Origin of the sequence: Streptomyces anulatus (genome assembly GCF_000721175.1) — a bacterium.
Lineage (GTDB): Bacteria > Actinomycetota > Actinomycetes > Streptomycetales > Streptomycetaceae > Streptomyces > Streptomyces anulatus_C.
Genome location: NZ_JOEZ01000030.1, coordinates 41,173 through 65,126, shown reverse-complemented (window position 1 = coordinate 65,126; position 23,954 = coordinate 41,173). Strand labels below are relative to the sequence as shown.

Annotated in this window: 17 protein-coding genes; 8 read left to right on the top strand and 9 right to left on the bottom strand. The window is 71.6% G+C overall.

From position 1 onward, the window contains the following. Positions 1 to 179 precede the first annotated feature (179 nt). On the bottom strand, positions 180 to 1,448 hold the full coding sequence (locus IG90_RS0129610; RefSeq protein WP_106972997.1) for an MFS transporter: 1,269 nt from the start codon (positions 1,446 to 1,448) through the stop codon (positions 180 to 182). A gap of 324 nt (positions 1,449 to 1,772) precedes the next feature. On the opposite strand from IG90_RS0129610, the gene IG90_RS0129605 reads away from it, so the two are divergent. Then, on the top strand, positions 1,773 to 2,195 hold the full coding sequence (locus tag IG90_RS0129605; RefSeq protein ID WP_030591135.1) for a pyridoxamine 5'-phosphate oxidase family protein: 423 nt from the start codon (positions 1,773 to 1,775) through the stop codon (positions 2,193 to 2,195). Positions 2,196 to 2,254: 59 nt separating this feature from the next. Here IG90_RS0129605 and IG90_RS0129600 read toward each other — a convergent pair whose 3' ends face one another. From IG90_RS0129600 to IG90_RS0129560, 8 genes are all read right to left on the bottom strand, one after another. Next, the gene (locus IG90_RS0129600) at positions 2,255 to 3,274 is read right to left on the bottom strand and encodes an Acg family FMN-binding oxidoreductase (protein ID WP_033894762.1); all 1,020 of its coding nucleotides are present in this window, start codon (positions 3,272 to 3,274) and stop codon (positions 2,255 to 2,257) included. A gap of 383 nt (positions 3,275 to 3,657) precedes the next feature. After that, positions 3,658 to 4,863 carry a globin domain-containing protein gene (locus IG90_RS0129595; protein ID WP_030591130.1) on the bottom strand — a complete coding sequence of 402 codons (1,206 nt, stop codon included), beginning with the start codon at positions 4,861 to 4,863 and terminating at the stop codon, positions 3,658 to 3,660. A gap of 275 nt (positions 4,864 to 5,138) precedes the next feature. Further along, positions 5,139 to 6,104: an Acg family FMN-binding oxidoreductase gene (locus tag IG90_RS0129585; protein WP_033894760.1), complete on the bottom strand. Its 966-nt coding sequence runs from the start codon at positions 6,102 to 6,104 to the stop codon at positions 5,139 to 5,141. Positions 6,105 to 6,396: 292 nt separating this feature from the next. Continuing rightward, positions 6,397 to 7,032 carry a vitamin K epoxide reductase family protein gene (locus tag IG90_RS0129580; protein ID WP_030591125.1) on the bottom strand — a complete coding sequence of 212 codons (636 nt, stop codon included), beginning with the start codon at positions 7,030 to 7,032 and terminating at the stop codon, positions 6,397 to 6,399. Positions 7,033 to 7,037: 5 nt separating this feature from the next. Continuing rightward, entirely contained in the window at positions 7,038 to 7,805 is a 768-nt protein-coding gene (gene narI, locus IG90_RS0129575) for a respiratory nitrate reductase subunit gamma (protein WP_030591124.1), read from the bottom strand. After that, the gene (narJ, locus tag IG90_RS0129570; protein ID WP_030591123.1) at positions 7,802 to 8,599 is read right to left on the bottom strand and encodes a nitrate reductase molybdenum cofactor assembly chaperone; all 798 of its coding nucleotides are present in this window, start codon (positions 8,597 to 8,599) and stop codon (positions 7,802 to 7,804) included. The genes narI and narJ overlap by 4 nt, the downstream gene beginning before the upstream one ends. Further along, positions 8,596 to 10,128: a nitrate reductase subunit beta gene (narH, locus tag IG90_RS0129565; RefSeq protein WP_030591121.1), complete on the bottom strand. Its 1,533-nt coding sequence runs from the start codon at positions 10,126 to 10,128 to the stop codon at positions 8,596 to 8,598. Before narH ends, narJ begins: the two co-directional genes overlap by 4 nt. Position 10,129: 1 nt before the next feature. Further along, positions 10,130 to 13,828, bottom strand: a complete 3,699-nt coding sequence (locus tag IG90_RS0129560; protein ID WP_030591119.1) for a nitrate reductase subunit alpha — start codon at positions 13,826 to 13,828, stop codon at positions 10,130 to 10,132. Between the two features lie 401 nt (positions 13,829 to 14,229). On the opposite strand from IG90_RS0129560, the gene IG90_RS0129555 reads away from it, so the two are divergent. From IG90_RS0129555 to IG90_RS0129525, 7 genes are all read left to right on the top strand, one after another. Then, entirely contained in the window at positions 14,230 to 15,039 is an 810-nt protein-coding gene (locus IG90_RS0129555) for a DUF2249 domain-containing protein (protein ID WP_030591117.1), read from the top strand. Between the two features lie 252 nt (positions 15,040 to 15,291). Then, complete coding sequence (locus IG90_RS0129550) at positions 15,292 to 16,581, top strand: TIGR04053 family radical SAM/SPASM domain-containing protein (RefSeq protein WP_078585459.1); 1,290 nt, start codon at positions 15,292 to 15,294, stop codon at positions 16,579 to 16,581. Further along, positions 16,578 to 19,223, top strand: coding sequence for a multicopper oxidase domain-containing protein (locus IG90_RS0129545; RefSeq protein ID WP_051860311.1), 2,646 nt, complete (start codon positions 16,578 to 16,580; stop codon positions 19,221 to 19,223). Before IG90_RS0129550 ends, IG90_RS0129545 begins: the two co-directional genes overlap by 4 nt. Further along, entirely contained in the window at positions 19,223 to 19,669 is a 447-nt protein-coding gene (locus IG90_RS0129540; RefSeq protein ID WP_030591110.1) for a hypothetical protein, read from the top strand. The genes IG90_RS0129545 and IG90_RS0129540 overlap by 1 nt, the downstream gene beginning before the upstream one ends. 359 nt (positions 19,670 to 20,028) lie before the next feature. Further along, complete coding sequence (pflB, locus tag IG90_RS0129535) at positions 20,029 to 22,287, top strand: formate C-acetyltransferase (RefSeq protein ID WP_030591106.1); 2,259 nt, start codon at positions 20,029 to 20,031, stop codon at positions 22,285 to 22,287. A gap of 8 nt (positions 22,288 to 22,295) precedes the next feature. Further along, positions 22,296 to 23,021, top strand: coding sequence for a pyruvate formate-lyase-activating protein (gene pflA, locus IG90_RS0129530; protein WP_030591103.1), 726 nt, complete (start codon positions 22,296 to 22,298; stop codon positions 23,019 to 23,021). A 93-nt stretch (positions 23,022 to 23,114) separates the two neighbouring features. Then, the gene (locus tag IG90_RS0129525) at positions 23,115 to 23,807 is read left to right on the top strand and encodes a response regulator (protein ID WP_030591101.1); all 693 of its coding nucleotides are present in this window, start codon (positions 23,115 to 23,117) and stop codon (positions 23,805 to 23,807) included. Positions 23,808 to 23,954 lie beyond the last annotated feature (147 nt).

The following is a 23,954-nucleotide window of genomic DNA, read 5'->3' as shown; positions in this document are numbered from 1 at the left end:
CCTGGCAACTGGGCCGAGGAGCCCGTGTGTCGCCTGCTGCCCGCTCGCCTCCGAAGCGGCCCGGCCGGCCTCCGGGCGCGCCTTCGGCGTCCACAACGGCGAAGTAGCCGGACGACGAGCGACGGCCCGCTCTTCTCCGCTCGCTGTCGTTCGCTTCTGCCGGTCTGGGCCGCCTGTCCTCAGGCGGTCCGGCCGGCCGCGCGGGGCTCGCGCCGCCGGCCGGCGCGTGACTTCCCCTCACCGCCAGCGGACGAGGCGCGGACGGCGGTAAGGGTGAAGGCCAGAGCCCCGGCGGACACGATCGCGAGCAGGACAAGGCCTATCGCGTACGACTCGAACGCCCCGTACAGCGACCCCATCACCAGCGGCGGCAGGAACCCGCCCAGTCCGCCCGCGGCGCCCACCACTCCGGTCACCGAGCCGACCTGGTCGGCCGGGGTGCGCAGGGCCACCAGGGCGAAGGTCGCCCCGCTGCCCGCGCCGAGTGCGGCGGCCATGGCCAGGAAGGCGATGGTGCCCACGGGCGCCAGGGCGGGGGTGAACGCCTGCGCGACGGCACCGGCCACGACCGTGGCCAGCGAGCCGGCCAGCACTCGGACCGGGCCGACGCGGTCGGACAGCCAGCCACCGAACGGGCGCATCGCCACCGCGAGGAGAACGAACCCGGCCATGCGGTTCGCCGCGTCGGCCTGGGCGAGGCCGTAGCCGGTCTTGAGGTAGGTCGGCAGGTAGACGGAGAAGGCTACGTAGCCGCCGAACGCAACCGCATACAGTGCGGACGCCTGCCAGGTGATGGGCAGCCGGACGGTGGCGGCCAGGCGGCGTGCCGGCGACTCGGTCGGCACGGTCCGGCCGGGCGCGTCACGGAGCAGGAGAGCGGCGGCCGCGGCGTACACCGCGAGAACCGCCGCGGTGATCAGGAACGGCGTGGACATGCTGTTGGCGTCGACCAGCTTCACCGTGGTCAGGGCGCTGATGGCGGTGCCGCCCATACCCGCGCCGAAAACTCCGATGGCAAGACCGCGCCGCTCGGGCGGGAACCAGGCGTTGACGAGCGGAACGCCGACAGCGAAGGCGGTGCCGCCGATACCGAGGAAGAACCCGCCGATGAGCAGGGCGGCGAGGGAGGAGTGTCCGGCCAGGCCGAGGTAGAGCACCGGCACGATGGTGGCCGCCGACACGATCGGGAACATGACCCGTCCGCCGAACCGGTCGGTCAGTGCGCCGACCGGGATCCGGCCCAGAGAACCGACGACGACCGGCACCGCCACCAGCAGCGACTGCTCGAACGATGACAGGTCGAGACCGTCCTTGAACCGGGGGCCGAGCGGGCTGAGCAGCGCCCAGGCCCAGAAGTTGACGGCGAAACCGACGGTGGCCAGGGCCAGCATCAGCCAGGCTCGGCCGGGCATCGGCGCACCCGAAGCCGTCCTGTTGCTGTCGGTCATCGAAGCCTGGACCATGCTGTCCGCCTCTTCCCTTTTATCTGGTTCCGCTACATGGAGTAGCAGATGATCCGCAGGCCTTCTGCCCGCGGATCGGCGACTGCTCAGCCACTGTCGCCCTCGGGACGCCGGGGCGGCATGGGCCAAGGGGCCCTGCCGCGAGGCTGACGGTCCTCCATCGAATCCGGCCGGCCCTTTCGAATCCGTGCCCCGGATCGCTCACACGAATCGGTCCGAGCGGCGGCTGCGGCCCGTCTGCTGCCGGGATCCGCAGATAGGGCCGACCGGCCCTACCCGGCGTAACGCCGCGACACGGAGGATGGTGGGATGCTCGAGAACGACGCCATTCGCATTCTCGACCGGCTGGAATGCATTCGTCTGCTGGCCAAAGTGCCGCTCGGCCGGGTCGTGTACACCCGGCAGGCACTGCCCGCGGTCCTCCCGGTCAACTTCTTCCTGGACGAGGACGACTCCGTTCTGCTGTACACCTCTGCGGTCTCCGACCTCGTGCACGCCATTGATGGTGCCGTGGTCGCTTTCGAGGCGGACGAGTTCAGCGCGGCGACCCGGTCGGGCTGGAGCGTGGTCGTCACCGGCCGGGCCGGCGTGGTGACCGAGCCCGCCGAGCACGAACGGCTCTCGCAGTCCGGCCCGCATTCCTGGATGCCCGTACGTGACGGGGTCTTTGTGCGCATCGAGTCCGAGTTGGTCACGGGTCGCAGGATCACGGGCACCCGCACCACCGGATGAGGCGGACGCCGCGGGCGTTTCCGAATGCCTCTCCGGTCGGCAGTGCCGACCGGACACGGTCAACCGGGTAGGGCGGTCCTCCCACCGGAAACCGCCGGCCCGGGCGTTGGGGACGACGCGGCGTACGCGGCCGCGCGCGGGGTGCGGCCGCCCTCGGGGCCGTATCCGAACCGGATCAGCAGCTGCGGGCACCGCTGCTGCGAACCGCTCACCGCCGCCCGCAGATCCGTCCATTCCATCGCCTGGTGCAGTATCGAGGTGCGTACCCCGTACGAGGTCGCCGTGAGCAGCACGTGTTGCAGCGCCTGGCCCGCCCGCAGCCAGTCCTCACGCCGGTCCCGCGCCGTCCACAACAGTGCCACCTGCGCGTGGCGTTCGAAGTGCAGGGCGGGAAGACGCGGCACGGGCAGCCGACCGGTGAAGTCCCGCATCGGTATCCGGCCGGACGCGTCCAGGGCTCCCACCGCGGTGACGGGGACGCCGTACCCGGAGTCGAGTCCCGGGGCGGTGAGGCAGCCGTGCGCCTCCGCCGTGCGGCCGGGGTGGGAAGCGTTGCGGACCTCGCCCGTCCGGGTCAACCGCAGCAGACGCCTGGTCCCTACGATGTCGGGGACCTCAAGGCGCGCGCCCTGCGTGCGCGCCGCGGCGATCATCTCCGTCACGATCGCCTCGGGCACGGGGCGGCCGGTGAAGGGCATCCGGCTGCTGTGACGCCGTTCGACGGCCTCGTACAGCGGCCGCAAGGACGGGGGCCCGTCCTCGCCGGCCCCGGCCAGGTGCACGATGGCCAGCAGCTCGGGATCGTCTGCGTCGGGCAGCAGCCGGACGACGGGCTCCCAGCCCAGGTGCGCCGCGGCCACCCGGAGATTGAAGACGGCCGCGCCCACGGAGAGGTGGCGGGCACGCAGGTCGGGATCGGTCATCGGTAGCCGCCGCCCGGCGGCGGCACGGACCTCGACCGACCCGTTGTCCGCGTCCAGGCCGAACCGCCAGGGCTGCGTGTTGTGGATCGACGGCGCGGCGACCGCCGCGGCCAGCAGGGTCTGGACGGCTGTGGCATCGACTTCCCGGGTCCTCATGGCGACTCTCCTTCACAAGCTCTCGCGTGTCACCCACCCTGCGGCACCACGCCCGCTCACGGGAGGGTTGGGCGGCCCCTCCCCACCCGCCGGACGGCCCCAAACCGTGGTCCGCCTGACCAGGGGCAGGGCGGGACCGACGAGCACAACCCGGAGCAAGGCCGAGTGCGGACCGAAGGCGCGCCCATGAGAAGCCTCGTACATACACCGCTCGCGCGCCGACGGGACGATCTTCCGGGCCGCGTGGACCTCCGCAGGCCGCTCGTCAGGCAGCTACCGGTGGTCGGCGGCGACGGGCTCGCTCCTCACCGCCGTCAGGGCGGCCCGCCCAGCCTCCGCCGCAGACCAGGTCGCCGGCCCTACGTCCGCCGCACCGCCTGAGCTCAGCCTTCCGTGTGGGCCAGCCACAGGTCGGGGCCGAAGACCTCGTAGCGGATGTGGCGCGCCGGGACACCCGACTGGAGCAGCTGTGCCCTGACGGCCCGCATGAAGGGCAGTGTGCCGCAGAGGTAGACATCTGCGTCGGCGGACAGGTCGAGCCCCTTGAGGTCCATCAGACCGGAGTGGGCGCCGGGCTCGGCGGCAGCGTTCTGCTCGTACCAGAACTCTGCCCGGGCGGCGGGCAGGCGGCCGACCAGGCGGTGGGTGTCGGAGAGCAGGGCATGGTCTGCCGGAGAACGGTCGGCGTGCAGCACCGTGACCGGGCGGGTGGCTCCGGTCGCCACGAGGTGTTCGAGCATGCCGACCATCGGGGTGCAGCCGATGCCGGCCGAGATCAGCAGCAGAGAGCTGTCGGCCTCGTCGAGGACCACATCGCCGAACGGAGCGGACAGGGTGAGTTCGTCACCGGCCCCGACGGTGCGGTGCAACTGGTTGGACACCTCGCCCTCGGGTGCGTCGGACAGGCTCGCCACCCGTTTCACGGTGACACGGCGCAGCTGGTCGCCGGGGGCGCCCGACAGGCTGTACTGGCGCACCTGGTGTATGCCGTCGGGCATCTGCACCCTGACGCTGACGTACTGGCCGGCGCGGGCGGGCGGCACGGGATCCTCGTCGGCCGGGCGCAGCAGGAAGGACACCACGTCGGGGGTCTCCTCGCGCCGTTCCACCACCGTCCACTGCCGCCACGGGTGACGGGGGTCGACCTGCGCCTCCTGATAGAGACGGGCCTCCTGGGCGATCAGGGCGCCGGCCATGAGCCAGTACACCTCGTCCCAGGCGGCGGCCACCTGCGGCGTGACCGCTTCGCCGAGCACCTCCGCGATGGCACGGAAGAGGTACTTGTGGACGATCGTGTACTGGTCCTCGGTCACACCGAGCGCGGCATGCTTGTGGGCTATCCGGGACAGCAGCGCATCCGGCCTCGCCTCGGGATCGGCGAGCAGCGCCTGAGCGAAGGCGGCGATGGAACCGGCGAGAGCACGGCGCTGACCACCGCTGGCCTGGTTGCCACGGTTGAACAGCCCGTCCAGCAGTTCGGGCTGCTCGGCGAACATGGTGCCGTAGAACCGGGTCGTGATCTCGTCCAGGGCTCCGCCGACGGCGGGCAGGGTTGCGCGGACGACGGCGGCCGAATCGGGCGAAAGCATGGGTCTCCTCGACAAGGTGGTGTGCAGGGGAACTGTGCTCACCATCCTGGCGGTCCGGGTACCGGACCAGATGGGCCGATCGGCCTTCTCCGCGGGGCCGACCGGCTCGGGTGCATCCGGGCGCCCGAGAACGGACCCGCCGGCCGGGGCCGCGCGACCGCTGAGGCGCTACCCGCTCCTCGGCCGGAACGGGCCGTGCGGGCGCGCCCGGTTCGCCGTGGCGGCCGCCGCCGGCGCCTGACGCGCGAGAGACTTCACACGTCGGCGCGGCCCGGTCACATGATGTGCAGAACGTCCTTCACCGGGCGGCGGGGGGTGGCCGGGCCTCTCGGGCCGTAGCCGATACGCAGCACCATCTGCACCTGCCCCACGCCCGATCCCGGGTCGCGGACCAGCAGCCGCAGCTCTGCGGTCTCCAGCGCGTGGGAGGTCGGAGAGGTCACCAGCTCGGCCAGGGTGGCCTCCAGCAGCACCCGTTCCAGTGCCTGCCCTGCGTGCAGCCAGTCCTCAGGGCCGTCCCCGGAGGTGCTCAGCAAGGCCAGGTGCGGGGTGAACTCGAAGGTGGTGCTGCCACGGTCGGCCACCGGCCGACGTCCGGCGAAGTCCCGTACGGGGGCTCTGCCGTCCCGTTTGCGTGGCCCGAAGGCGTACTCGGGGACTCCGTCGACGGCCGTGTCCGCTTCCGGCCCGAGCCGGGTCCAGCGGATGAGGTCCTCGCGGGCGCCGGGGTCCATGGCGTCCCGGCTCTCCGCGTCGCTGACCAGGTCGAGCACCGTCTCGGCATGCCAGGGGCCGGGGAAGTGCAGGGCGGCGGACTCGCGCGCGGCGGCGTCCCGCAGCATGGTCCGCACATCTTCGGGAATGTCCGTCTCCGCGAAGGGGTGCCGGCTGGTGTGCCTCTGCCGGATCCCCGCGTGCAGCCGCGCCAGGGCATCGTCCCGCTCGCGCCCGGCCTGCTCGGCCAGATGGACGGCGGCGAGCAGCAGCGGGTCCTGCGGCTCGGGCAGCAACCGGACGTCCGGGGCGAGGCCCGCGTGCGCGGCGGCGACACGCAGATTGAACAGCGCAGCCCCACAGCCGATGTGCAGCGCCCGGTTGCCGGGATCGGAGCGCGGCATGGCCCGCTCGTCATCGGCGTACAGCAGCAGGAGACGCTCGCCGGTCAGGAAGCGGAAGCGCCACGGCTGCGCGTTGTGCATGGAGGGCGCCGCCGTGGCCCCGGCCACCAAGGTGACCACCATCTCCTCATCGACATGTCGCAATGCCACGCCTCCTCCTCACTCAGACCGAAACGCGGCCTCCACCCGCCAGGTACCCGGTGAGCGGATCGGTGCACACAGCACATCACCGCGATGGTCGCTCCGCACCCCGCGGGCCCACCTCACGAGAATCCGTGGCCCTCAGGAACCGGAACAGCGGCTGCTGCCGACGCGAGGCATCCACGCCCCCCGGCAGAACACGCCGACTGCGGACGACGCGGGGTCCTGGTCCGAGTGGAGCTCCGGATGGCGCGGTCCGTGGCTGCGCGGCCGGTCACAACAGGCCACGCCAGTAGGGCCAGAAACGCGTGAGGACCAGCAGCGCGATGGCCGCGTACCAGGCGCCGAGGAGCATCCAGTGCGTGTCCCGCACGACCGCCGACACACCACGGGGCACGGGGACGATGCCCCACTCCACGCAGTGCAGGGTCAGGTACCAGAACAGGGCGATGCTCACGACCCAGACCGCGGCGCAGTACGGGCACAGCTTGTTCAGCTCGTAGAGCGACTGCCAGATCAGCCAGTGGACGAACACCACCGCCACCAGCGCCCCGGCGTTCAGTGAGAGCCAGAGCCGCCGGTGCAGGCGCGCCCCGGAGAGCACGGCCACGCCGAGGGCGGCCACGGCGGCGAAGGCACCCAGTCCGAGCAGCATGTTGGGGAAGCCGAACAGGCTGCCCTGCGGGCTGGACATGACACTGCCGCAGCTCACGACCGGGCTGATGTTGCAGGGCGGCCGGTAGGACGGGTCCTTGAGGAGGTGCCAGTCGTCCACGGTGAGCTGGAAGGAAGCGAGCCAGCCGACGATCCCGGTCAGGAGCATGATCAGGCCCGTTCGGCGGCTCGCTCCGATCGAGCCTGTGCGCCGGCCGGTCGCGGCGTCCGGGGCGAGCGCGGGCCCGTGCTCCACGCCGCTCACCGGGAGCCGGAGGCCGACCGCCGCCGGCCCGGGGCCGCTGCCGGTGCGGCCCGCCTGCGGTAGACGAGATAGGGCCGGGCGAGGTACCCGATCGGGGCGCTCCACACGTGCACCAGCCGGGTGAACGGCCAGGCGGCGAAGAGGAGGAAGGCGGTCAGGGCGTGCAGTTGGAACAGCAGCGGCGCCCCGACGATCGCCTCGGGCTGCGGCTGGAGGACGAACAGGCCGCGGAACCAGACGGAGACGGTGGAGCGGTAGTCGTAGCCGGCGCCGAAGACGTTGTGGGCGGCGGTCGCGGTGATGCCGAGCACGACGGTCGCCGACAGCAGGGGGAAGAGGAGCTTGTCGCTGCGGTCGGTGCCGAGGCGGACCGTGCGGTTGAGCAGCCGGCGGGCGCACAGCATGCCGAGCCCGGCGACCATGGCGACGCCCGCCACCGAGCCCGCCCAGACGGCGGTGGTGTGGTAGGCGTGCTCGGAGATGCCGACGGCCTCGGTCCACGAGTCGGGAATGGCGAGTCCCACGACATGGCCGGCGATCACCATGAAGGCACCGAGGTGGAACAGCGGGCTGCCCCAGCGCAGCCAGCGGTGTTCGAGGAGCTGGCTGGTGTGGGTGGTCCACCCGAACTGGTCCTGGCGGTAGCGCCAGACGTGCCCGACGACGAACACCGCGAGGCAGACGTAGGGGACGGCGACCCACAGCAGGAGGTCGGTGCCGCTCACCGCACCTGCGGCCGACGGGGAGAGGGATACGGCGTTCATCGGGTGCCTTCCATGCGGGTGGTGGTCGGATCGGCGGGCGGCACACGGGTCGGCGGAGCGGCCATCGGCGGCACGAAGGTGCCCGGAGGGGCGAACTCCCCCTCCCCGTAATTCCCGTAGGGATCGAGGCCGACTTCCTCGTCCGGCGGTCCCTCGGCGACGAGCTGGGCCACGGCCGCGCGGTCCGCGTCGGTGGGCGGCGGCAGCAGGGTGAGCAGCGCGCTCATGACGTGTTGGTACGGCGATCCGGCGTCGGCCAGCGCCCGGTGGATCAGCTCCAGCCCCCGCCGGTGCTGGCGCAGCGGTGCTTCGCCGCCGCCCGGGCCCATCAGAGCGGCGAACTCCAGCACGACCGGGAGGTGGTCGGGCAGTTCACCCCCTTCGATCTCCCAGCCGGTGGCGCGGTAGCGCTGGCTCAGGGTGAGCAGGGCCATGCCGCGGCGGCGGGTGTCGCCGTGCAGGTAGTAGGTGAGGTAGAGGCTGCTCCTGCGGCGCAGGTCGAACGTCTCGACGTAGTGCCGCTCGAGGGCGTCCGTCTCCTGGCCCGTGAGCCAGGTGGTGAAGCCGGCCAGGTGATCGGCGGCGGGCGAGGGCGGCAGCGCCTCGATGGTGGCCGCCAACCCCGCTGCGGAGGCGGTGAGTTCCTCGTCCGGATACTGCAGCAGCAGCGAGCAGAGCCGCAGCAGCAGGGCGCGCTCCTCCGTCTCCTGGGGCGTGAGCCGGGCCGGACGGCGAACGGCCGCCCGGATGCGGGTGCGGACGAGGGCGGGAACGCTTGCGGGAAGCGGGCTCACGCGTGTCCTCCGGTGGTCTTGCGGCGCAGGGTGGGGATGCCGAGCATCACCCGTCGGCCACCGGCCTCCGCGGGCTCGCCGGAGGATTCGACGGGGCAGCGTTCCTCCATGGCGGTCAGCGCGGCGGCGTCTTCCTTGTGGGCGGCGGGGACGACGTAGCGGTCCTCGTACTTGGCGATGGCGAGCAGGCGGTGCAGGTCGGTGGCCTCCTGGGCGGTGAGGCCGACCGCCTTGAGCACGGCTTCGTCGCCGTCCTCGCCGAGGGTGCGCTCGCGCATGTAGGAGCGCAGGGCGGTGAGTTTCATCAGCACTCCGGCGACCACGTCGGCGTCCCCGGCGCTGAACAGCTCCGCCAGGTACTCCAGCGGGATGCGCAGCCGGGTGACGGCGGCGAAGACGTGGTCGGGGTCGTCCTGGTTTCCGCCCGCGGCGTCGACGGCGTCCAGGACGGGGGAGAGCGGCGGTACGTACCAGACCATGGGCAGGGTGCGGTATTCCGGGTGGAGCGGCAGCGCGACCCTGTACCGCATGACGAGGTCGTACACCGGGGAGCGGCGGGCCGCGTCCAGCCAGTCCTCGGGGATCCCGGCTTCCCGTGCCGCCGCGATCACGTCGGGGTCGCGCGGGTCGAGGAAGACCCCGCGCTGGGCGTCGAGGAGGTCCTTCTCGTCGGGAGTGGAGGCGGCCTCGCCGACCCGGTCGGCGTCGTAGAGCAGCAGGCCGAGGTAGCGCAGCCGTCCGACGCAGGTCTCGGAGCAGACGGTGGGCTGGCCGGCCTCGATGCGCGGGAAGCAGAAGGTGCACTTCTCGGCCTTGCCGGTGACGTGGTTGACGTACACCTTCTTGTACGGGCACGCCGTCACGCACATCCGCCACCCGCGGCACTTGTCCTGGTCGACCAGGACGATGCCGTCCTCGACCCGCTTGTACATGGCCCCGGACGGACAGGCCGACACACAGGCCGGGTTGAGGCAGTGTTCGCACAGACGCGGCAGGTGGAAGAGGAAGGTCTGCTCGAACTCGAACTTCACCTTCTCCGCCCACTCGCCGGTCAGGTTCGGGTCGCCGCCGGCGTTCTCGGGAGCCCCGCCGAGGCCGTCCTCCCAGTTCGCGCCCCAGGTGATGGCGGTGGGCTCGCCGGTGAGGACGGAACGGGGGCGGGCCACGGGCATGTCCTTGCCCGCCGGGGCGTTGACGAGGTTGTCGTAGTCGTAGGTGACCGGCTCGTAGTAGTCCTCGATGGACGGCAGGTCGGGGTTGGAGAACAGCGAGAGGAGCCGCTTGACCCTCCCCCCGGAGCGCAGGACGAGACGCCCGCGCCTGTCGAGCATCCAGCCGCCCTTCCAGTGCTCCTGGTCCTCGTAGCGGCGCGGGTAGCCGACACCGGGCTTGGTCTCGACGTTGTTGAACCAGGCGTACTCGACACCCGTGCGGTTGGTCCACGTCTGCTTGCAGGTGACCGAGCAGGTGTGGCAGCCGATGCACTTGTCGAGGTTCATCACCATTGCGATCTGTGCCATGACGCGCATGTCAGTACTCCACTTGCTGGCTGCGGCGGCGGATGACGGTGACCTCGTCGCGCTGGTTGCCGGTAGGGCCGTAGTAGTTGAAGGCGTAGGTGAACTGGGCGTAGCCGCCCGCGAGATGCGTGGGCTTGAGCAGGAGGCGGGTGAGCGAGTTGTGGATGCCGCCCCGCTTGCCGCTGACCTCGGTCTTCGGAACGTTCACATTGCGGTCCTGGGCGTGGTGCATGTAGACGGTGCCCTCGGGCATGCGGTGGGTGACCACGGCGCGGGCGGCGACGACGCCGTTGCGGTTGTACGCCTCGATCCACTCGTTGTCCTTGACGCCGGTCTTCTCGGCGTCGGCGGTGGACATCCAGATCGTCGGGCCACCGCGGGACAGGTCGAGCATGTACTTGTTGTCCTGGTAGTTCGAGTGGATGGACCACTTGGAGTGCGGGGTCAGGTAGCGGACGGTGACCTCGGCGCGCCCGTCGTCGTGCAGGTGCTCGTCGCCGTAGTGCCGTGGCGAGTTCAAGGGAGGCCGGTAGACGGGAAGTTGCTCGCCCAGTTCGGCTATCCAGTCGTGCTGGACGAAGAAGTGCTGGCGTCCGGTGAGCGTGTGCCAGGGCTTCTTGTGCTCGGTGTTGATGACGAACGGCGAGTAGCGGCGCCCGCCCGTCTCCGAGCCCGACCATTCGTACGAGGTGATGACCCCGCGCGGTTGGGTGCGGGTGTCGGCGAACGTGATGCGCTCGGCCTCGCGTTCGGAGGCCAGTTCCACCAGGCCCTCGCTTCCGGTCTGCCGCTCCAGCTCCCGGAAGCCCTCGGTGGCCAGGCGCCCGTTGGTGGTGCCGGACAGGGCGAGGATCGCCTCGCACATGTCGGAGGCGGTGGCGAGGGAGGGCCGTCCGGCGGCGATCCCGTCCCTGACGGCGCCGTTGTGACGCCGCAGCTCGTCGATCTCCTGGTCCGGGTGGACGGTGACGCCCTTGGTGGTGGTGCCCAGGGTGTCCAGCAGCGGGCCGATGGCGCGCATCTTCTGCGCCACGGCCGCGTAGTCCCGTTCGATGACGACGAGCTTCGGCATGGTGCGCCCGGGGACCGGCTCGCACTCGCCGCTCTTCCAGTCCCGTACGGTCCCGCCGGGCTGCGCGAGTTCGTCGGGGGTGTCGTGCAGCAGCGGCACGGCGATGACGTCGGTACGGGTGCCCAGGTGCTCGGCGGCCAGCTCGCTGAACTTGTCGGCCATGGTCAGGAAGGTGTCGTAGTCGGTGCGGGCCTGCCAGGGCGGGGCGATGGCCGGGGTGAAGGCGTGCACGAAGGGGTGCATGTCCGTGCTGGACAGGTCGTCCTTCTCGTACCAGGTCGCGGCCGGCAGGACGACGTCGGAGAGCAGACCGGTGGAGGTCATCCGGAAGTCCATCGTGACCAGCAGGTCGAGCTTGCCCTCGGGGGCCTCCTCCCGCCACACCACGTCCTTCGGGCGCCCCTCGGGCGGGGTCTCCTCGGAGCGTACGGCTGCGTCGGTGCCCAGCAGGTGCCGCAGGAAGTACTCGTTGCCCTTGCCGGAGGAGCCCAGCAGGTTGGCCCGCCACACGGTCAGCACGCGGGGGAAGTTCGCCGGGTCGTCCGGGTCCTCGACAGCGAACCGCAGCCTGCCGGACTTGAGTTCGTCGACGACGTGCTCGGCGACCGGCCGGCCCGCGGCGGCTGCCTCGTCCGTCACATCGAGGGGGTTGCGGTTGAAACCGGGGTGGCCGGGCGTCCAGCCCAGCCGCACGGCCTGCGCGAGAGTGTCCGCGAACGCCTTGCCCTTGAAGCGGCCGCTGCCGAGCGGCGAGGCCAGCTCATCGGGCCCGAACGCCTCGTAGCGCCACTGGTCGGAGTTGAGGTACCAGTACGACGTGCCCGCCATGTGCCGAGTGGGCCGCTGCCAGTCGAAGGCGAACGACAGGTGCTGCTGCCCGGTGACCGGGCGCACCTTCTCCTGCCCGACGTAGTGCGCCCAGCCCCCACCGTTGACGCCCTGACAGCCCGTCATCGTCGTCAGTGCCAGGAACGCCCGGTAGATGGTGTCGGAGTGGAACCAGTGGTTGGTGCCCGCACCCATCGCGATCATCGAACGGCCTTGGGTGCGCTCCGCGTTGCGGGCGAACTCCCGGCCGATCCGGGCCGCCTGCACCGCCGGGACCGAGGTGATCGTCTCCTGCCAGGCAGGTGTGTACGGCTGGCTCGCGTCGTCGTACCCGGTGGGCCAGCTGCCCGGAAGTCCGGGGCGTGCGACGCCGTACTGGGCCAGCATCAGGTCGAAGACCGTGGTGACCGTTCGCCCCGCGACCCGGCGCACCGGCACCCCGCGCAGCATGGTGGAGCCACCCTCGGTGGCGCCCTCGTCGAAACGGGGCAGTGCCACCTCGGCCGTCTCCTCCGCCCGTTCCAGCAGCGTCAGTTCGGGTATCACCTCGCCGAGGTCGAGGTTCCAGCGGCCCTCGCCCGCCTCCCCCCAGCGGAAGCCGAGCGAGCCGTTCGGCACGACCGGTTCGCCGGTGGCCGAGTCGAGGAGAACGGTCTTGGAGTGGGCGTTCTCCCCCTCGTGTCCCAGGTCGGCCGCCGTCAGGAACCCGTCGGGGACGAGACCGTGCTCGTGCTCGCGCAGGGTCACCAGGAACGGAGCGTCGGTGAACTTCCGCATGTAGTCCTGGAAGTAGGGGACCTCGCGGTCGACGAGGAACTCGCGCAGGATCACGTGGCCCATGGCCATCGCCAGCGCCCCGTCGGTGCCGGGGTGCGGGGCCACCCACTCGTCGGCGTGCTTGACGTTGTCGGCGTAGTCGGGGCTGACCGCGACGACCTTGGTGCCGTTGTAGCGGGTCTCGGTGAGGAAGTGCGCGTCCGGCGTGCGGGTCACGGGGATGTTGGAGCCCCACATGATCAGATAGCCGGCGTTCCACCAGTCCGCGGCCTCCGGCACGTCGGTCTGGTCGCCGAAGACCTGCGGCGAGGCGATCGGCAGGTCGGCGTACCAGTCGTAGAAGGACAGCAGGGTGCCGCCGATCAGCGAGTGGAACCGCGCCCCGGCCGCGAACGACGCCATGGACATCGCGGGGATCGGCGAGAAGCCGGCGACGCGGTCGGGGCCGTACTCCTTGACGGTGTGCACCTGGGCGGCGGCGATCAGCTCGCTGACCTCCTCCCAGTCGGCGCGCACCAGGCCGCCCTTGCCGCGGGCCCGCTTGTACGCACGGGCCTTGGCCGGGTCGCCGGTGATCTCGGCCCAGGCCGCCACCGGGTCACCGAGGCGCTTGCGGGCCTCACGCCACAGCTTCAGCAGCGCGCCGCGCACGTACGGGTAGCGGACCCTGCTGGGCGAGTAGGTGTACCAGGAGAACGACGCCCCGCGCGGGCAGCCGCGGGGCTCGTACTCGGGGCAGTCCGTGCCGATGGACGGGTAGTCGGTGGCCTGGTGCTCCCACGTGATGATGCCGTCCTTGACGTACACCATCCATGAACAGGACCCGGTGCAGTTGACCCCGTGCGTGGAACGCACCACCTTGTCGTGGGCCCACCGGTCCCGGTAGAAACTCTCCCACTTCGGGTCGCCTTCGCCGAACACTGCCCGGCCGTCGGCCGACACCTCGCGGCGTGTCAGCAGTCTGCGGGCCGCCAGCGGCCAGCCCTCTCCGGTGGGCGACGCCTTGCGCCGTGCGTTCTGATCGTTCTCCATGACAGGGAACGCTATGGGCCGCGGGCATGGGTGCGCCTGGGCTGGCGGTCCCTGCCGGATGGCCTTCCGGCCCCATCCGGCCGGCCGTAACAGGGACCAATGGCGCCGTGCGGGGTCCGGTCGGCGAGGGAGCCCACGGTGCCCGGCGTGCATGCTGGCCAATGACCGAACCGAACCGCAGATGCCCGTCTGCGCCACCGCCTTCCGTGCTTGTCGGGCGGCCGGATTCTTCGTCCCCGGCTGCCGCGGGTGCGGCGCGTACGGCCGGTGGGCACCGGTCCGGTCGGGCGTCCGGCCGCTCTCTGCGGCCGGACGCGGCATCCGCGCCGCGAGTCGGTACCGGAATGCCAGCCCACCCGCATCGGCCGGCCGTGCCGGCCCGACCTGCTGGAGACACGACCATGAGCGTGCTCACCCTCGCCTCGGACCCCGAGGACGCCACGGCTCTCGAAGCTGCCGAGGCACACCACGCCCGGCTGGCCGGAGAACTGGCCGGACGCGTCAAGATGCTGCTCACCGCAGTGGACCGCGACCCGAGCGCCGCCGAGAAGATCCACGCCGGTCTCGTCACCTTCTGCGACCGCTCGCTGCTGACGCACGCCGCGGCCGAGGAGGCCGTGCTCTACCCCGTGGCCCACGGCATGCCCGAGGCCCGCCTGCTCATCGAGGGCCTGATCAGCGAACACCGTTGCCTCACCGCACTCGTCGACGCCCTGCGCAACGCATCCGGCCCGGCGGGCGCGGCGGCCGACGCCAGGGCCCTGCAGGTGCTCTTCGAGGAGCACGTGGCCAAGGAGAACGGCCTGGTTCTGCCCCTGCTCGCCATCACGCCCGAGGTCTCCCTGGCCGAGCTGCTCGCGGACACGCACCGCCGGCTCGCGAGGGAGGTGCCCGCCACGGGCACCGAAGGGGCTCAGAACACCGAGGAAGGACCGGAGGCCGGCGGTTGCGGGGGAGTCTGCGGCTGCGGTGACGCGGAGGAGGCGGCCGAACCCGAACTGGACGTGCGGGAGGTGCCGCACGCCCTGCGCCACGCGACGGTCTTCGGTGCGCTCGACGCCGTCCCGACGGGCACCGCCATGGTGCTGGCCGCCCCGCACGACCCCCTGCCACTGCTCGCACAGATCGAGCAGCGCAGCCCTGGCACGTTCTCGGTGGAGTACCTGGAACGCGGCCCCGACGTCTGGCGGCTGAGGCTCAGCCACCGCTGACCGGAAGCCGTTCCCGTCTCCTGACGGCGCGCCGACGTTGCCCGACCAGCGTGCCCGCACCGTCTTCCCCGCAGCACAGAGGAAAGAAGGAACCGTGCACGACGACGCAGACCGCCCTGGAGGCCGATTCCACCGCCGCCGGCGACGGCCGCCGCGCACGGTCAGGCCCGGTCACCGTCCGGCCGCCCGGCTCGGCCGCCCCGACTCCAGGGCGGCCGGACACAGCCCCGTGCCGCGGGGAAGGGCCGGACGATGAGCGCCGCCCAGGCCATCCGCCACCAGCGCCACGACGCGGGCGAACGGCCCTTCATCGTCATCTGGGAATCGACCCGGGCCTGCCCGCTTGCCTGCCTGCACTGCCGCGCCGAGGCCGTGCCCGACCGCGATCCGCGCGAGCTGGACACCGCCGCCGCGAAGGACCTGCTGGACCAGGTGGCCGCCTTCGGGCAGCCGGCTCCGCTGTTCGTCATCACCGGCGGCGACCCGTTCCAGCGACCCGACCTGAACGAGCTCGTCGCGTACGGCCGGGAGGTCGGCGTCCGCATGGCGGTGTCTCCGTCCGGCACCCCGACACTCACCGCCGAACGGCTGCGTGACCTGCACGCGGCCGGTGCGGTCGGCCTCTCGCTCAGCCTGGACGGCTCCACCGCCGCGCTGCACGACGGCTTCCGCGGGGTGCCCGGGGTGTTCCGCTGGACCCTGGACGCCTGGGACGCGGCGCGCGCCCTGGGCATGAAGGTGCAGATCAACACCACGGTCGCCCCGCACAACCTGCATGACCTCCCGGACGTCGTCCGTATCGTCACGGAACACGGCGCGACGCTGTGGAGCGCCTTCTTCCTGGTTCCCACGGGCCGCGGACGCGGCCTCGGGGCGCTGACCTCCGCCGAGGTGGAGGACGTCCTGAACTTCGTCCACGACGTCGGCCTGGCCGTGCCCGCCAAGACCACGGAGGCCCACCACTTCCGCCGGGTCTCCCTGCAACGGCGCGTCCTCGCCGCCGCCGGCGAGGACCACGTGGCGGTGCTCGGACTGGGCCCGCTGTACCGGGAGTTGCGCGAGCGGGCCGCCGAACTGGGCCTGGACGCCGGAGCACGCCGGGTGCGGCGACCGCCCCTGGACGTCAACGCGGGCCGGGGCTTCGTCTTCGTCTCGCACACCGGCACCGTGCACCCGAGCGGGTTCCTGCCGCTGGGCGCCGGAAGCGTGCGCGAGACGCCGTTGACGGAGATCTACCGCACCTCGGAGCTGTTCACCGGGCTGCGGAACCCCGACCGGCTGGGTGGCCGCTGCGGAGCGTGCGAGTTCCGCCGGGTCTGCGGCGGCTCGCGGTCCAGGGCGTACGGCCTCACCGGTGACCCGTATGCCGAGGAGCCGTGGTGCGGATACGTCCCCGGCTCCTTCCCGCACCAGCGGGAACTGGCCGCGCTGCTGTCCGGCGGTAGCGGCACCGAGGGCCGGCCGGTCCGTGGACACGCGGCCGGCAGCACATCGAACACGAACACCGACGAGGGTTCGCCCCGACGTCAAGGAGCGGCATGACCGGCATCGAGGCCCGGCCGCCCACCGGGACCGGGAACGGGAACGGGGGTGAGCCCGGTACGTACCCGAACAGGTTCAGGGCCTCCGGTGTGAAGGCCCGGCATCTGCGCGCCCACGTCCTGGTCGTGGCATGGCTGGCAGCCGCCCTGCTCGCGGTCGCGGCGCAGGGGACGCTGCCGGTGGCCCAGTGGCTGGCCGTGCACATGTTCCTGCTCGGCGCCGTCACCACGGCCATCCTGATCTGGAGCGAGCACTTCGCCGTCGCCCTGCTGCACGCCAAGGTCCCCGACGCACGATGGAGTGCCGCCCGGCTCGGGACCGCCAACCTCGCCGTGGCCGGGCTGATCGTCGGGATGTGGACCGCGTCGCCGGCGCTGACCGCGGTCTTCGCCACGCTGCTGGCCGCCGCCGCCGTCGCACATCTGGTGATGCTGATCCGCCTCGGGCGAGGTGCGCTCGGAGGGCGGCTCAAGCCGATCGTCGCCTACTACCGGGTGGCCACGGCGGCCCTGATCGCGGGTGTCGTCCTCGGCGGGTTGCTGGCCGCCGGCGGTGCAGGCGGGCCCGACCGGTACGCCGGGCTGCGCCTGGCCCACATCCACGTCACCCTGCTCGGCTGGATCGGTCTGCCCGTCCTGGGCACGCTGTTCATGCTGTGGCCGACCGTGCTGGGCGTACGGATGAAGGACCGCACCACGAAGGTGTCGCGGTGGGTGCTGTGGCTCACCGGCGGCGGACTGCTGGTGGCGGTCGTAGCTCTGGCACTCGGATGGCGCTGGCCCGCCGCTGCCGGCCTCGCTCTCTACGTCGAGGGAGCTGCGCTCACCGTCAACCTCCTGGCCCGCACCGTACGCGGCAACCGGGCCGTCTCCGCAGCGGCGGCCTGGACGCTCGCCGCGGCCACCTGCTGGCTGCTCATCGTGGTGGTGACGGATCTGGCCTGGCTGGTCGTCCGGCCGCTCGCGGCCGCACAGACCGGTATCGACCGCCTGCTCCCGGTGTTGCTGATCGGTTTCGTCGCGCAGATCCTGATCGGCGCGCTGACCTATCTGCTGCCGGTCGTCCTCAGCAGCGGCCCCAGGGACCGGGCGGCCGAACGGGCGGTGCTGGAGCGAGGCTGGCCGACCCGGCTGGTGGCGCTCAACGCCGGTGTCGCGCTGGCGGCGCTACCGCTGCCCGGTCCGGCCGTGACAGCCGGCATGCTGCTGGCCGTACTGGCCGGCGCCGCGTTCCTGGTCCCGGCGGTGGCCGTCCTCGTCCGCAGCGGCCTGGCACGGTCGCGGAACGCGGGCACGGACAGCGCGTCACAGCGTCCCGCCGTGTGGGGCACGGCCGCGGGCGCCGTCCTGATCGTCCTGGCCGTGCTCGTGGCCAACAGCGGCGGGGACACCGACAACCCTGCGGTCGCCTCCGCGACGGGAGGAGGCGCCACCACCGCGACCCGCACGGTCGACGTCACCCTCGCCGCCATGCGTATCCACCCCGCCCGGATCGAGATCGCGGCAGGCACCGTCCTGCGGCTGAGGATCACCAACGACGACGCCCAGCGTCACGACCTCAAGGTGCAGGACGGCCCTGCCACCCCGATGCTCGCCAAGGGCGACACCCGCGTGCTGGACATCGGCCCGGTCACCGGGAACCGCGAGGCGTGGTGCACCCTGCCTGGTCACAAGGCGGCCGGGATGACGATGGACATCGTCGTCAAGGGGCACGACACGGCCAAGGACAGCGGCGGACACGAGGGACACGCATCGGCCGCGGACAACGCCGGCCCGGACCTCTCCGCGGACTTCTCCACCGGCTGGCACGCCCGCGACGCCGACCTGGCACCCGCGCCCGGCGGGACGGTCCACAAGGTCGAACTGCGCGCCGCGCACACCACGGTCGAAGTGGCTCCGGGCACGAGGCAGCAGATGTGGACCTTCGGAGGCACCGCACCCGGCCCCACGCTGCGCGGCAAGGTCGGCGACGTCTTCGAGATCACTCTCGTTAACGACGACACCGGCATGGGCCACGGCATCGACTTCCACGCCGGCGCCCTCGCCCCCGACAAGCCCATGCGCACCCTCGACCCGGGCGAACGGCTCGTCTACCGCTTCCGGGCCGAGAAGGCCGGAGCGTGGTTGTACCACTGCAGCACCACACCGATGCTCCAGCACATCGGCAACGGCATGTACGGCGCCGTCGTCATCGACCCGCCCGGCCTGGCGAAGGTGGACCACGAGTACCTGCTGGTCTCCTCCGCGCTCTACCTCGGCACGCCCGGCAGCACCGCCCAGGTGACGAAGATGCGGCGGAACACCCCGGACGCATGGGCGTTCAACGGCATCGCCAACCAGTACGCCCAGCAGCCCCTGAAGGTGAAGGCCGGTGAGCGGGCCCGGTTCTGGGTGGTCGCCGCGGGACCCAGCGACGGCGTCGCCTTCCATATCGTCGGCACCGTGTTCGACACCGTGTACAAGGAAGGGGCCCATCTCCTGAAACCCGGTCAGCCGGGTGGCGCGCAGGTCCTGGACCTGGCTCCGGCGCAGGGGGGCTTCGTCGAGACGACGTTCCCCGAGGCCGGCCACTACGCCTTCGTCGACCACGACATGCGGCGCGCCGAAGCAGGCGCGCACGGCATGGTGGAGGTGAGCGAGTAGTGGACACCGTCGGCTGGTGGTCCTTCGTACGGTTCGCGCATGTGGCCGGTGCCGCTCTGTGGGTCGGCGGCCAACTCGCCCTCTCCCTCGTCGTCCTGCCGCTCGCCCGCCGTCTGCTCGCCCCGGAGGCCAAGGACAGCTTCACCGCCGCGGCCGGCCGCAGGTTCGGCATGCTGACCGGGGCGGTGTTCCTGCCCGTCCAGCTGGCCACCGGCTGGGCCATGGCCTGGCACAAGGGAGTCACCTGGGCCTCCCTCGCCGAGCCCGGCTACGGCCGGACCCTGGCGACCAAACTCGCCCTCTTCGCGGTGGTGATGCTCGCCGCGGCCTGCCACGGCATCGCGCATGCCAGGGGCCGCGCCGACCTGGCCCGCGCCCTGGCGACCGTCTCCCTCGTCGGCTCACTCGGCGTGGTCCTCCTCGCCACCGCCCTGCCCACCACCTGACCGGCGGCCGCGACGGAGAAGGGAGGAGTGGGCAGCGGGCGCGCCCAAGCCCTGCTGGAGGCGGCCACGAGGGAGTCGCTCCGCCAGCCGCCGCAGCGGCCCCGTCGATCCGTGGAGCACAGACCTGGCACGCCCGTCCGGCCCCTGCCACCGGGCGCCGGGGGGGCCATGCGGCTCCGGAGCGAACACTGCCGCCGGCCGACTCGCCGCACCGCGCCCGGTGTCCGTCCGTGGGAGGCCGAACGTCCCGCCGGCCGGGGCCGCACGGGACCCGCCCGGTGCCCTGACCGGCACTGCCCGCCACCGGCCCGCACGACGAGCATCGGCAGTGACGAGACAGTCCGACGAGAGGACCTGCGATGACCGCGACGGTGACAGCCGCCCCCCGGACCGCCGACGCCTGGCGACAGTTCACGGGGAGCGGGTGGCGTGAGCGCATCGACGTGCGCGACTTCATCCAGGCCAACTACACGCCCTACGAGGGCGACGCTGCCTTCCTGACCGGTGCCACGGACCGCACACGGGCGGTATGGGGGAAGGTCAGCGCGCTGTTCCCCGAGGAACGGCGCAGGGGCGTCCTCGATGTGGACACCACCACCCCCTCCACCATCACCTCGCACGCCCCCGGCTGGATCGACCGCGACCGGGAGCTGATCGTCGGCCTGCAGACCGACGCCCCGCTGAAGCGGGCGATCATGCCCAACGGCGGCCTGCGCATGGTGGAGAACGGGCTGAAGGCGTACGGCTACGAGCCGGACCCCTTCGTGACGAGGGTGTTCGACACCTACCGCAAGACCCACAACGCCGGCGTCTTCGACGCCTACACCCCGGCGATGCGCGCCGCCCGCAAGGTCGGCATCATCACCGGACTGCCGGACGCCTACGGCCGCGGCCGGATCATCGGCGACTACCGGCGCGTCGCCCTCTACGGTACCGACCGGCTCATCGAGGCCAAGCGTGCCGAACGCGCCGGCCTCGACGGCAGGCCGTCCACCGCGGACGTCATCCGCGACCGGGAGGAACTCGCCGAACAGGTCCGGGCGCTGGGCGAGCTGACGGCGATGGCGGCGACGTACGGCTGTGACGTCAGCCGTCCTGCGGCTACCGCGCACGAGGCCGTGCAGTGGCTCTACCTCGGCTACCTGGCCGCTGTGAAGGAGCAGAACGGCGCGGCGATGTCGCTCGGCCGGACCTCCACCTTCCTGGACGTCTACCTCCAGCGCGACCTGGACGGCGGACTCCTCGACGAGACGCGCGCCCAGGAACTGATCGACGACTTCGTCATCAAGCTGCGCATCGTCCGTTTCCTGCGCACCCCCGAGTACGACGCGCTGTTCTCCGGCGACCCGACCTGGGTGACGGAGTCCATCGGCGGCATCGGTGCCGACGGCCGCCCGCTGGTCACTCGAACCTCCTTCCGTTTCCTGCAGACCCTCTACAACCTCGGCCCCGCCCCGGAACCGAACCTGACCGTGCTCTGGTCGCCGCGACTTCCGGACGGCTTCAAGAAGTTCTGCGCACAGGCGTCCATCGACACCAGCGCCGTCCAGTACGAGTCGGACGACCTGATGCGGAGACGCACCGGCGACGACACCGCGATCGCCTGCTGCGTCTCCGCCATGGCGGTGGGCAGGCAGATGCAGTTCTTCGGAGCCCGCGTCAACCTCGCCAAGGCACTGCTGTACGCCGTCAACGGCGGCCAGGACGAGATGACCGGCGACCAGATCACCCCCGAGATGCCGCCGCTGACCGGTGAGTACCTCGACTACGACGAGCTGTCGGCCGCGTACGACCGCGTCCTGGACTGGCTCGCGCAGACGTACGTGGACGCGCTCAACGTCATCCACTACATGCACGACAAATACGCCTACGAGCGCATCGAGATGGCGCTGCACGACTACCCCGTCCACCGCTTCATGGCCTGCGGCATCGCCGGCCTGTCGGTCGCCGTGGACAGCCTGTCCGCCGTCAAGCACGCTCGTGTCAAGGTCTTCCGCGACCGGACGGGGCTGGCCGTCGACTTCCGTACCGAAGGGGAGTTCCCTGCGTACGGCAACAACGACGACCGTGCCGACAGCATCGCCGTCGACCTGGTGGAGTCGTTCATGGCGAAGGTGCGCGAGCACCCCGCCTACCGCGACGCGGAGCACACCCAGTCCGTGCTGACCATCACCTCCAACGTCGTGTACGGCAAGCACACCGGTAACACCCCTGACGGCCGGCGCGCCGGACAGCCCTTCGCTCCCGGCGCCAACCCGATGAACGGCCGTGACAAGCACGGAGTGGCCGCCTCCGCCCTCTCGGTGGCCAAACTGCCCTACGACGCCGCACGGGACGGCATCTCCCTGACCACCACGATCACCCCGGAGGGGCTGGGGCACGTCCCCGGGGAACGCGCCGGTCACCTGGTCGGCATCCTCGACGCCTACGTCTCCGCGGGCGGCTTCCACATGAACGTCAACGTGCTGAACCGGGCCGTGCTGGAGGACGCCATGGAGCACCCGGAGAAGTACCCCGAGCTGACCATCAGAGTCTCCGGCTATGCGGTGAACTTCGTCCGTCTGACCCGCGAGCAGCAGCTCGACGTGATCAGCCGCACCTTCCACGGAGCGCTGTGAGCACCCTGATGACAGGCCGGATCCACTCCTGGGACCTGTCCACCGGCGTGGACGGTCCCGGGACCCGGTTCGTGCTCTTCGTGAGCGGTTGCCCGCTGCGCTGCCTGTACTGCGCCAATCCCGACACCTGGCACATGCGCGACGGGCGGGAGGCCACCGTCGACGAGCTGATGGCGGAGATCGGCAAGTACCGGGGCTTCATCACCACGGCCGGGGGCGGGATCACCGTCACGGGTGGTGAACCCCTGCTCCAGTCGGCCTTCACCGGAGCGCTCCTGCGCCGCTGCAAGGAGGCCGGCCTGCACACAGCCCTCGACACCTCCGGACTCCTGGGGGCCCGGGCCTCGGACGAGCTCCTCGCCGACACCGACCTGGTGCTCCTCGACATCAAGTCGTTCGACATCACCACCTACAAGAAGCTGACCGGCGGCGCACTCGCTCCCACCCTCAGCTTCGCGACCCGTCTCGACCGGCTGGGCAAGCGGGTGTGGATCAGGTACGTCCTGGTGCCCGGCTGGACCGACGACGAGTCCGCCGTCGACGGACTTGCCGCGTTCCTCTCCGGCCTGGGCTGCGTGGAGCGGGTCGACGTCCTTCCGTTCCACAAGCTCGGCGCCGCCAAGTACGACGCACTGGGCATCCCCTTTCCTCTGCGTGACACGCCGATTCCCGACCCGGCGCTGGTGGACCGGGTACGGGGCCAGTTCCGCGGGCATGGGCTCGCGGCCCATTGACGCGGGCGAAAGTGGGGGTCGACCGGCCCTGGTCCTGGACCGTCCGAGAGGATGAGGATGCCAGCACAGGACGAGGCACAAGAGGAGCGGTCGATGACGCACGGCGAGCAGGACGGCAGCACGGGCAGCCCGATCAGGGTGTTTCTCCTGGACGACCACGAGGTGGTACGGCGAGGGGTGCACGACCTGCTGGAGGATGAACCGGACATCACGGTCATCGGAGAAGCGGCGACGGCGGAGCAGGCATTGGTGAGGGTTCCCGCCCTGCGGCCCGACGTGGCCGTCCTCGACGTGCGCCTGCCCGACGGCGACGGGGTGACCGTCTGCCGTGAACTGCGCTCGACGATGCCGGACCTGGCCTGTCTGATGCTGACCTCCTTCGACGACGAGGAAGCGCTGCTGGACTCGATCATGGCGGGAGCCGCTGGCTACGTACTGAAGCAGATCCAGGGATCGGACCTGGTCACGGCCGTGCGGACGGTGGCCCGTGGCCAGTCGCTGCTGGACGCGAGCGCCACGACCAAGCTCATGGCGCGGCTGCGGGGCGGAGGCCCGCCCGAGGAGCCGGAGATGCTGCCGGGCCTGACCGACCGCGAGCGCGAGATCCTCGACCTGATCGGTGAAGGGCTGACCAACCGGCAGATCGGGCAGCGGCTGTACCTCGCGGAGAAGACGGTGAAGAACCACATCTCCCGCCTGCTCGCCAAGCTCGGCGTGGAGCGCCGCATCCAGGCCGCGGTCATCGCCACCCAGGCCCGCGACCGTATGCGACCCGAAGGGCGCTGAAGGCGGGGGGCCGGGCGAGGACGGCGCGCCGGCCGGCCTGACCGTGGTTCTCGACCGGGCGGGTGAGCGCGGAGAAGATCCACGCCGTCTGACCGGGAGGCAGGCGAACGGGCGGCCGGCTGACCCGCACGCTGCGGTGGTCCCTCG

Coding starts and splice junctions, on each gene's coding strand:
- IG90_RS0129585 (WP_033894760.1), bottom strand. CDS start 6,104: ATGGTGGTCACCTTGGTGGCCGGGGCCACGGCGGCGCCCTCCATGCAC.
- IG90_RS0129610 (WP_106972997.1), bottom strand. CDS start 1,448: ATGACCGACAGCAACAGGACGGCTTCGGGTGCGCCGATGCCCGGCCGA.
- IG90_RS0129550 (WP_078585459.1), top strand. CDS start 15,292: ATGAGCGCCGCCCAGGCCATCCGCCACCAGCGCCACGACGCGGGCGAA.
- narI (WP_030591124.1), bottom strand. CDS start 7,805: ATGAACGCCGTATCCCTCTCCCCGTCGGCCGCAGGTGCGGTGAGCGGC.
- IG90_RS0129595 (WP_030591130.1), bottom strand. CDS start 4,863: ATGCTTTCGCCCGATTCGGCCGCCGTCGTCCGCGCAACCCTGCCCGCC.
- IG90_RS0129560 (WP_030591119.1), bottom strand. CDS start 13,828: ATGGAGAACGATCAGAACGCACGGCGCAAGGCGTCGCCCACCGGAGAG.
- IG90_RS0129545 (WP_051860311.1), top strand. CDS start 16,578: ATGACCGGCATCGAGGCCCGGCCGCCCACCGGGACCGGGAACGGGAAC.
- IG90_RS0129555 (WP_030591117.1), top strand. CDS start 14,230: ATGAGCGTGCTCACCCTCGCCTCGGACCCCGAGGACGCCACGGCTCTC.
- pflB (WP_030591106.1), top strand. CDS start 20,029: ATGACCGCGACGGTGACAGCCGCCCCCCGGACCGCCGACGCCTGGCGA.
- narH (WP_030591121.1), bottom strand. CDS start 10,128: ATGCGCGTCATGGCACAGATCGCAATGGTGATGAACCTCGACAAGTGC.
- pflA (WP_030591103.1), top strand. CDS start 22,296: ATGACAGGCCGGATCCACTCCTGGGACCTGTCCACCGGCGTGGACGGT.
- IG90_RS0129605 (WP_030591135.1), top strand. CDS start 1,773: ATGCTCGAGAACGACGCCATTCGCATTCTCGACCGGCTGGAATGCATT.
- IG90_RS0129525 (WP_030591101.1), top strand. CDS start 23,115: ATGACGCACGGCGAGCAGGACGGCAGCACGGGCAGCCCGATCAGGGTG.
- IG90_RS0129600 (WP_033894762.1), bottom strand. CDS start 3,274: ATGAGGACCCGGGAAGTCGATGCCACAGCCGTCCAGACCCTGCTGGCC.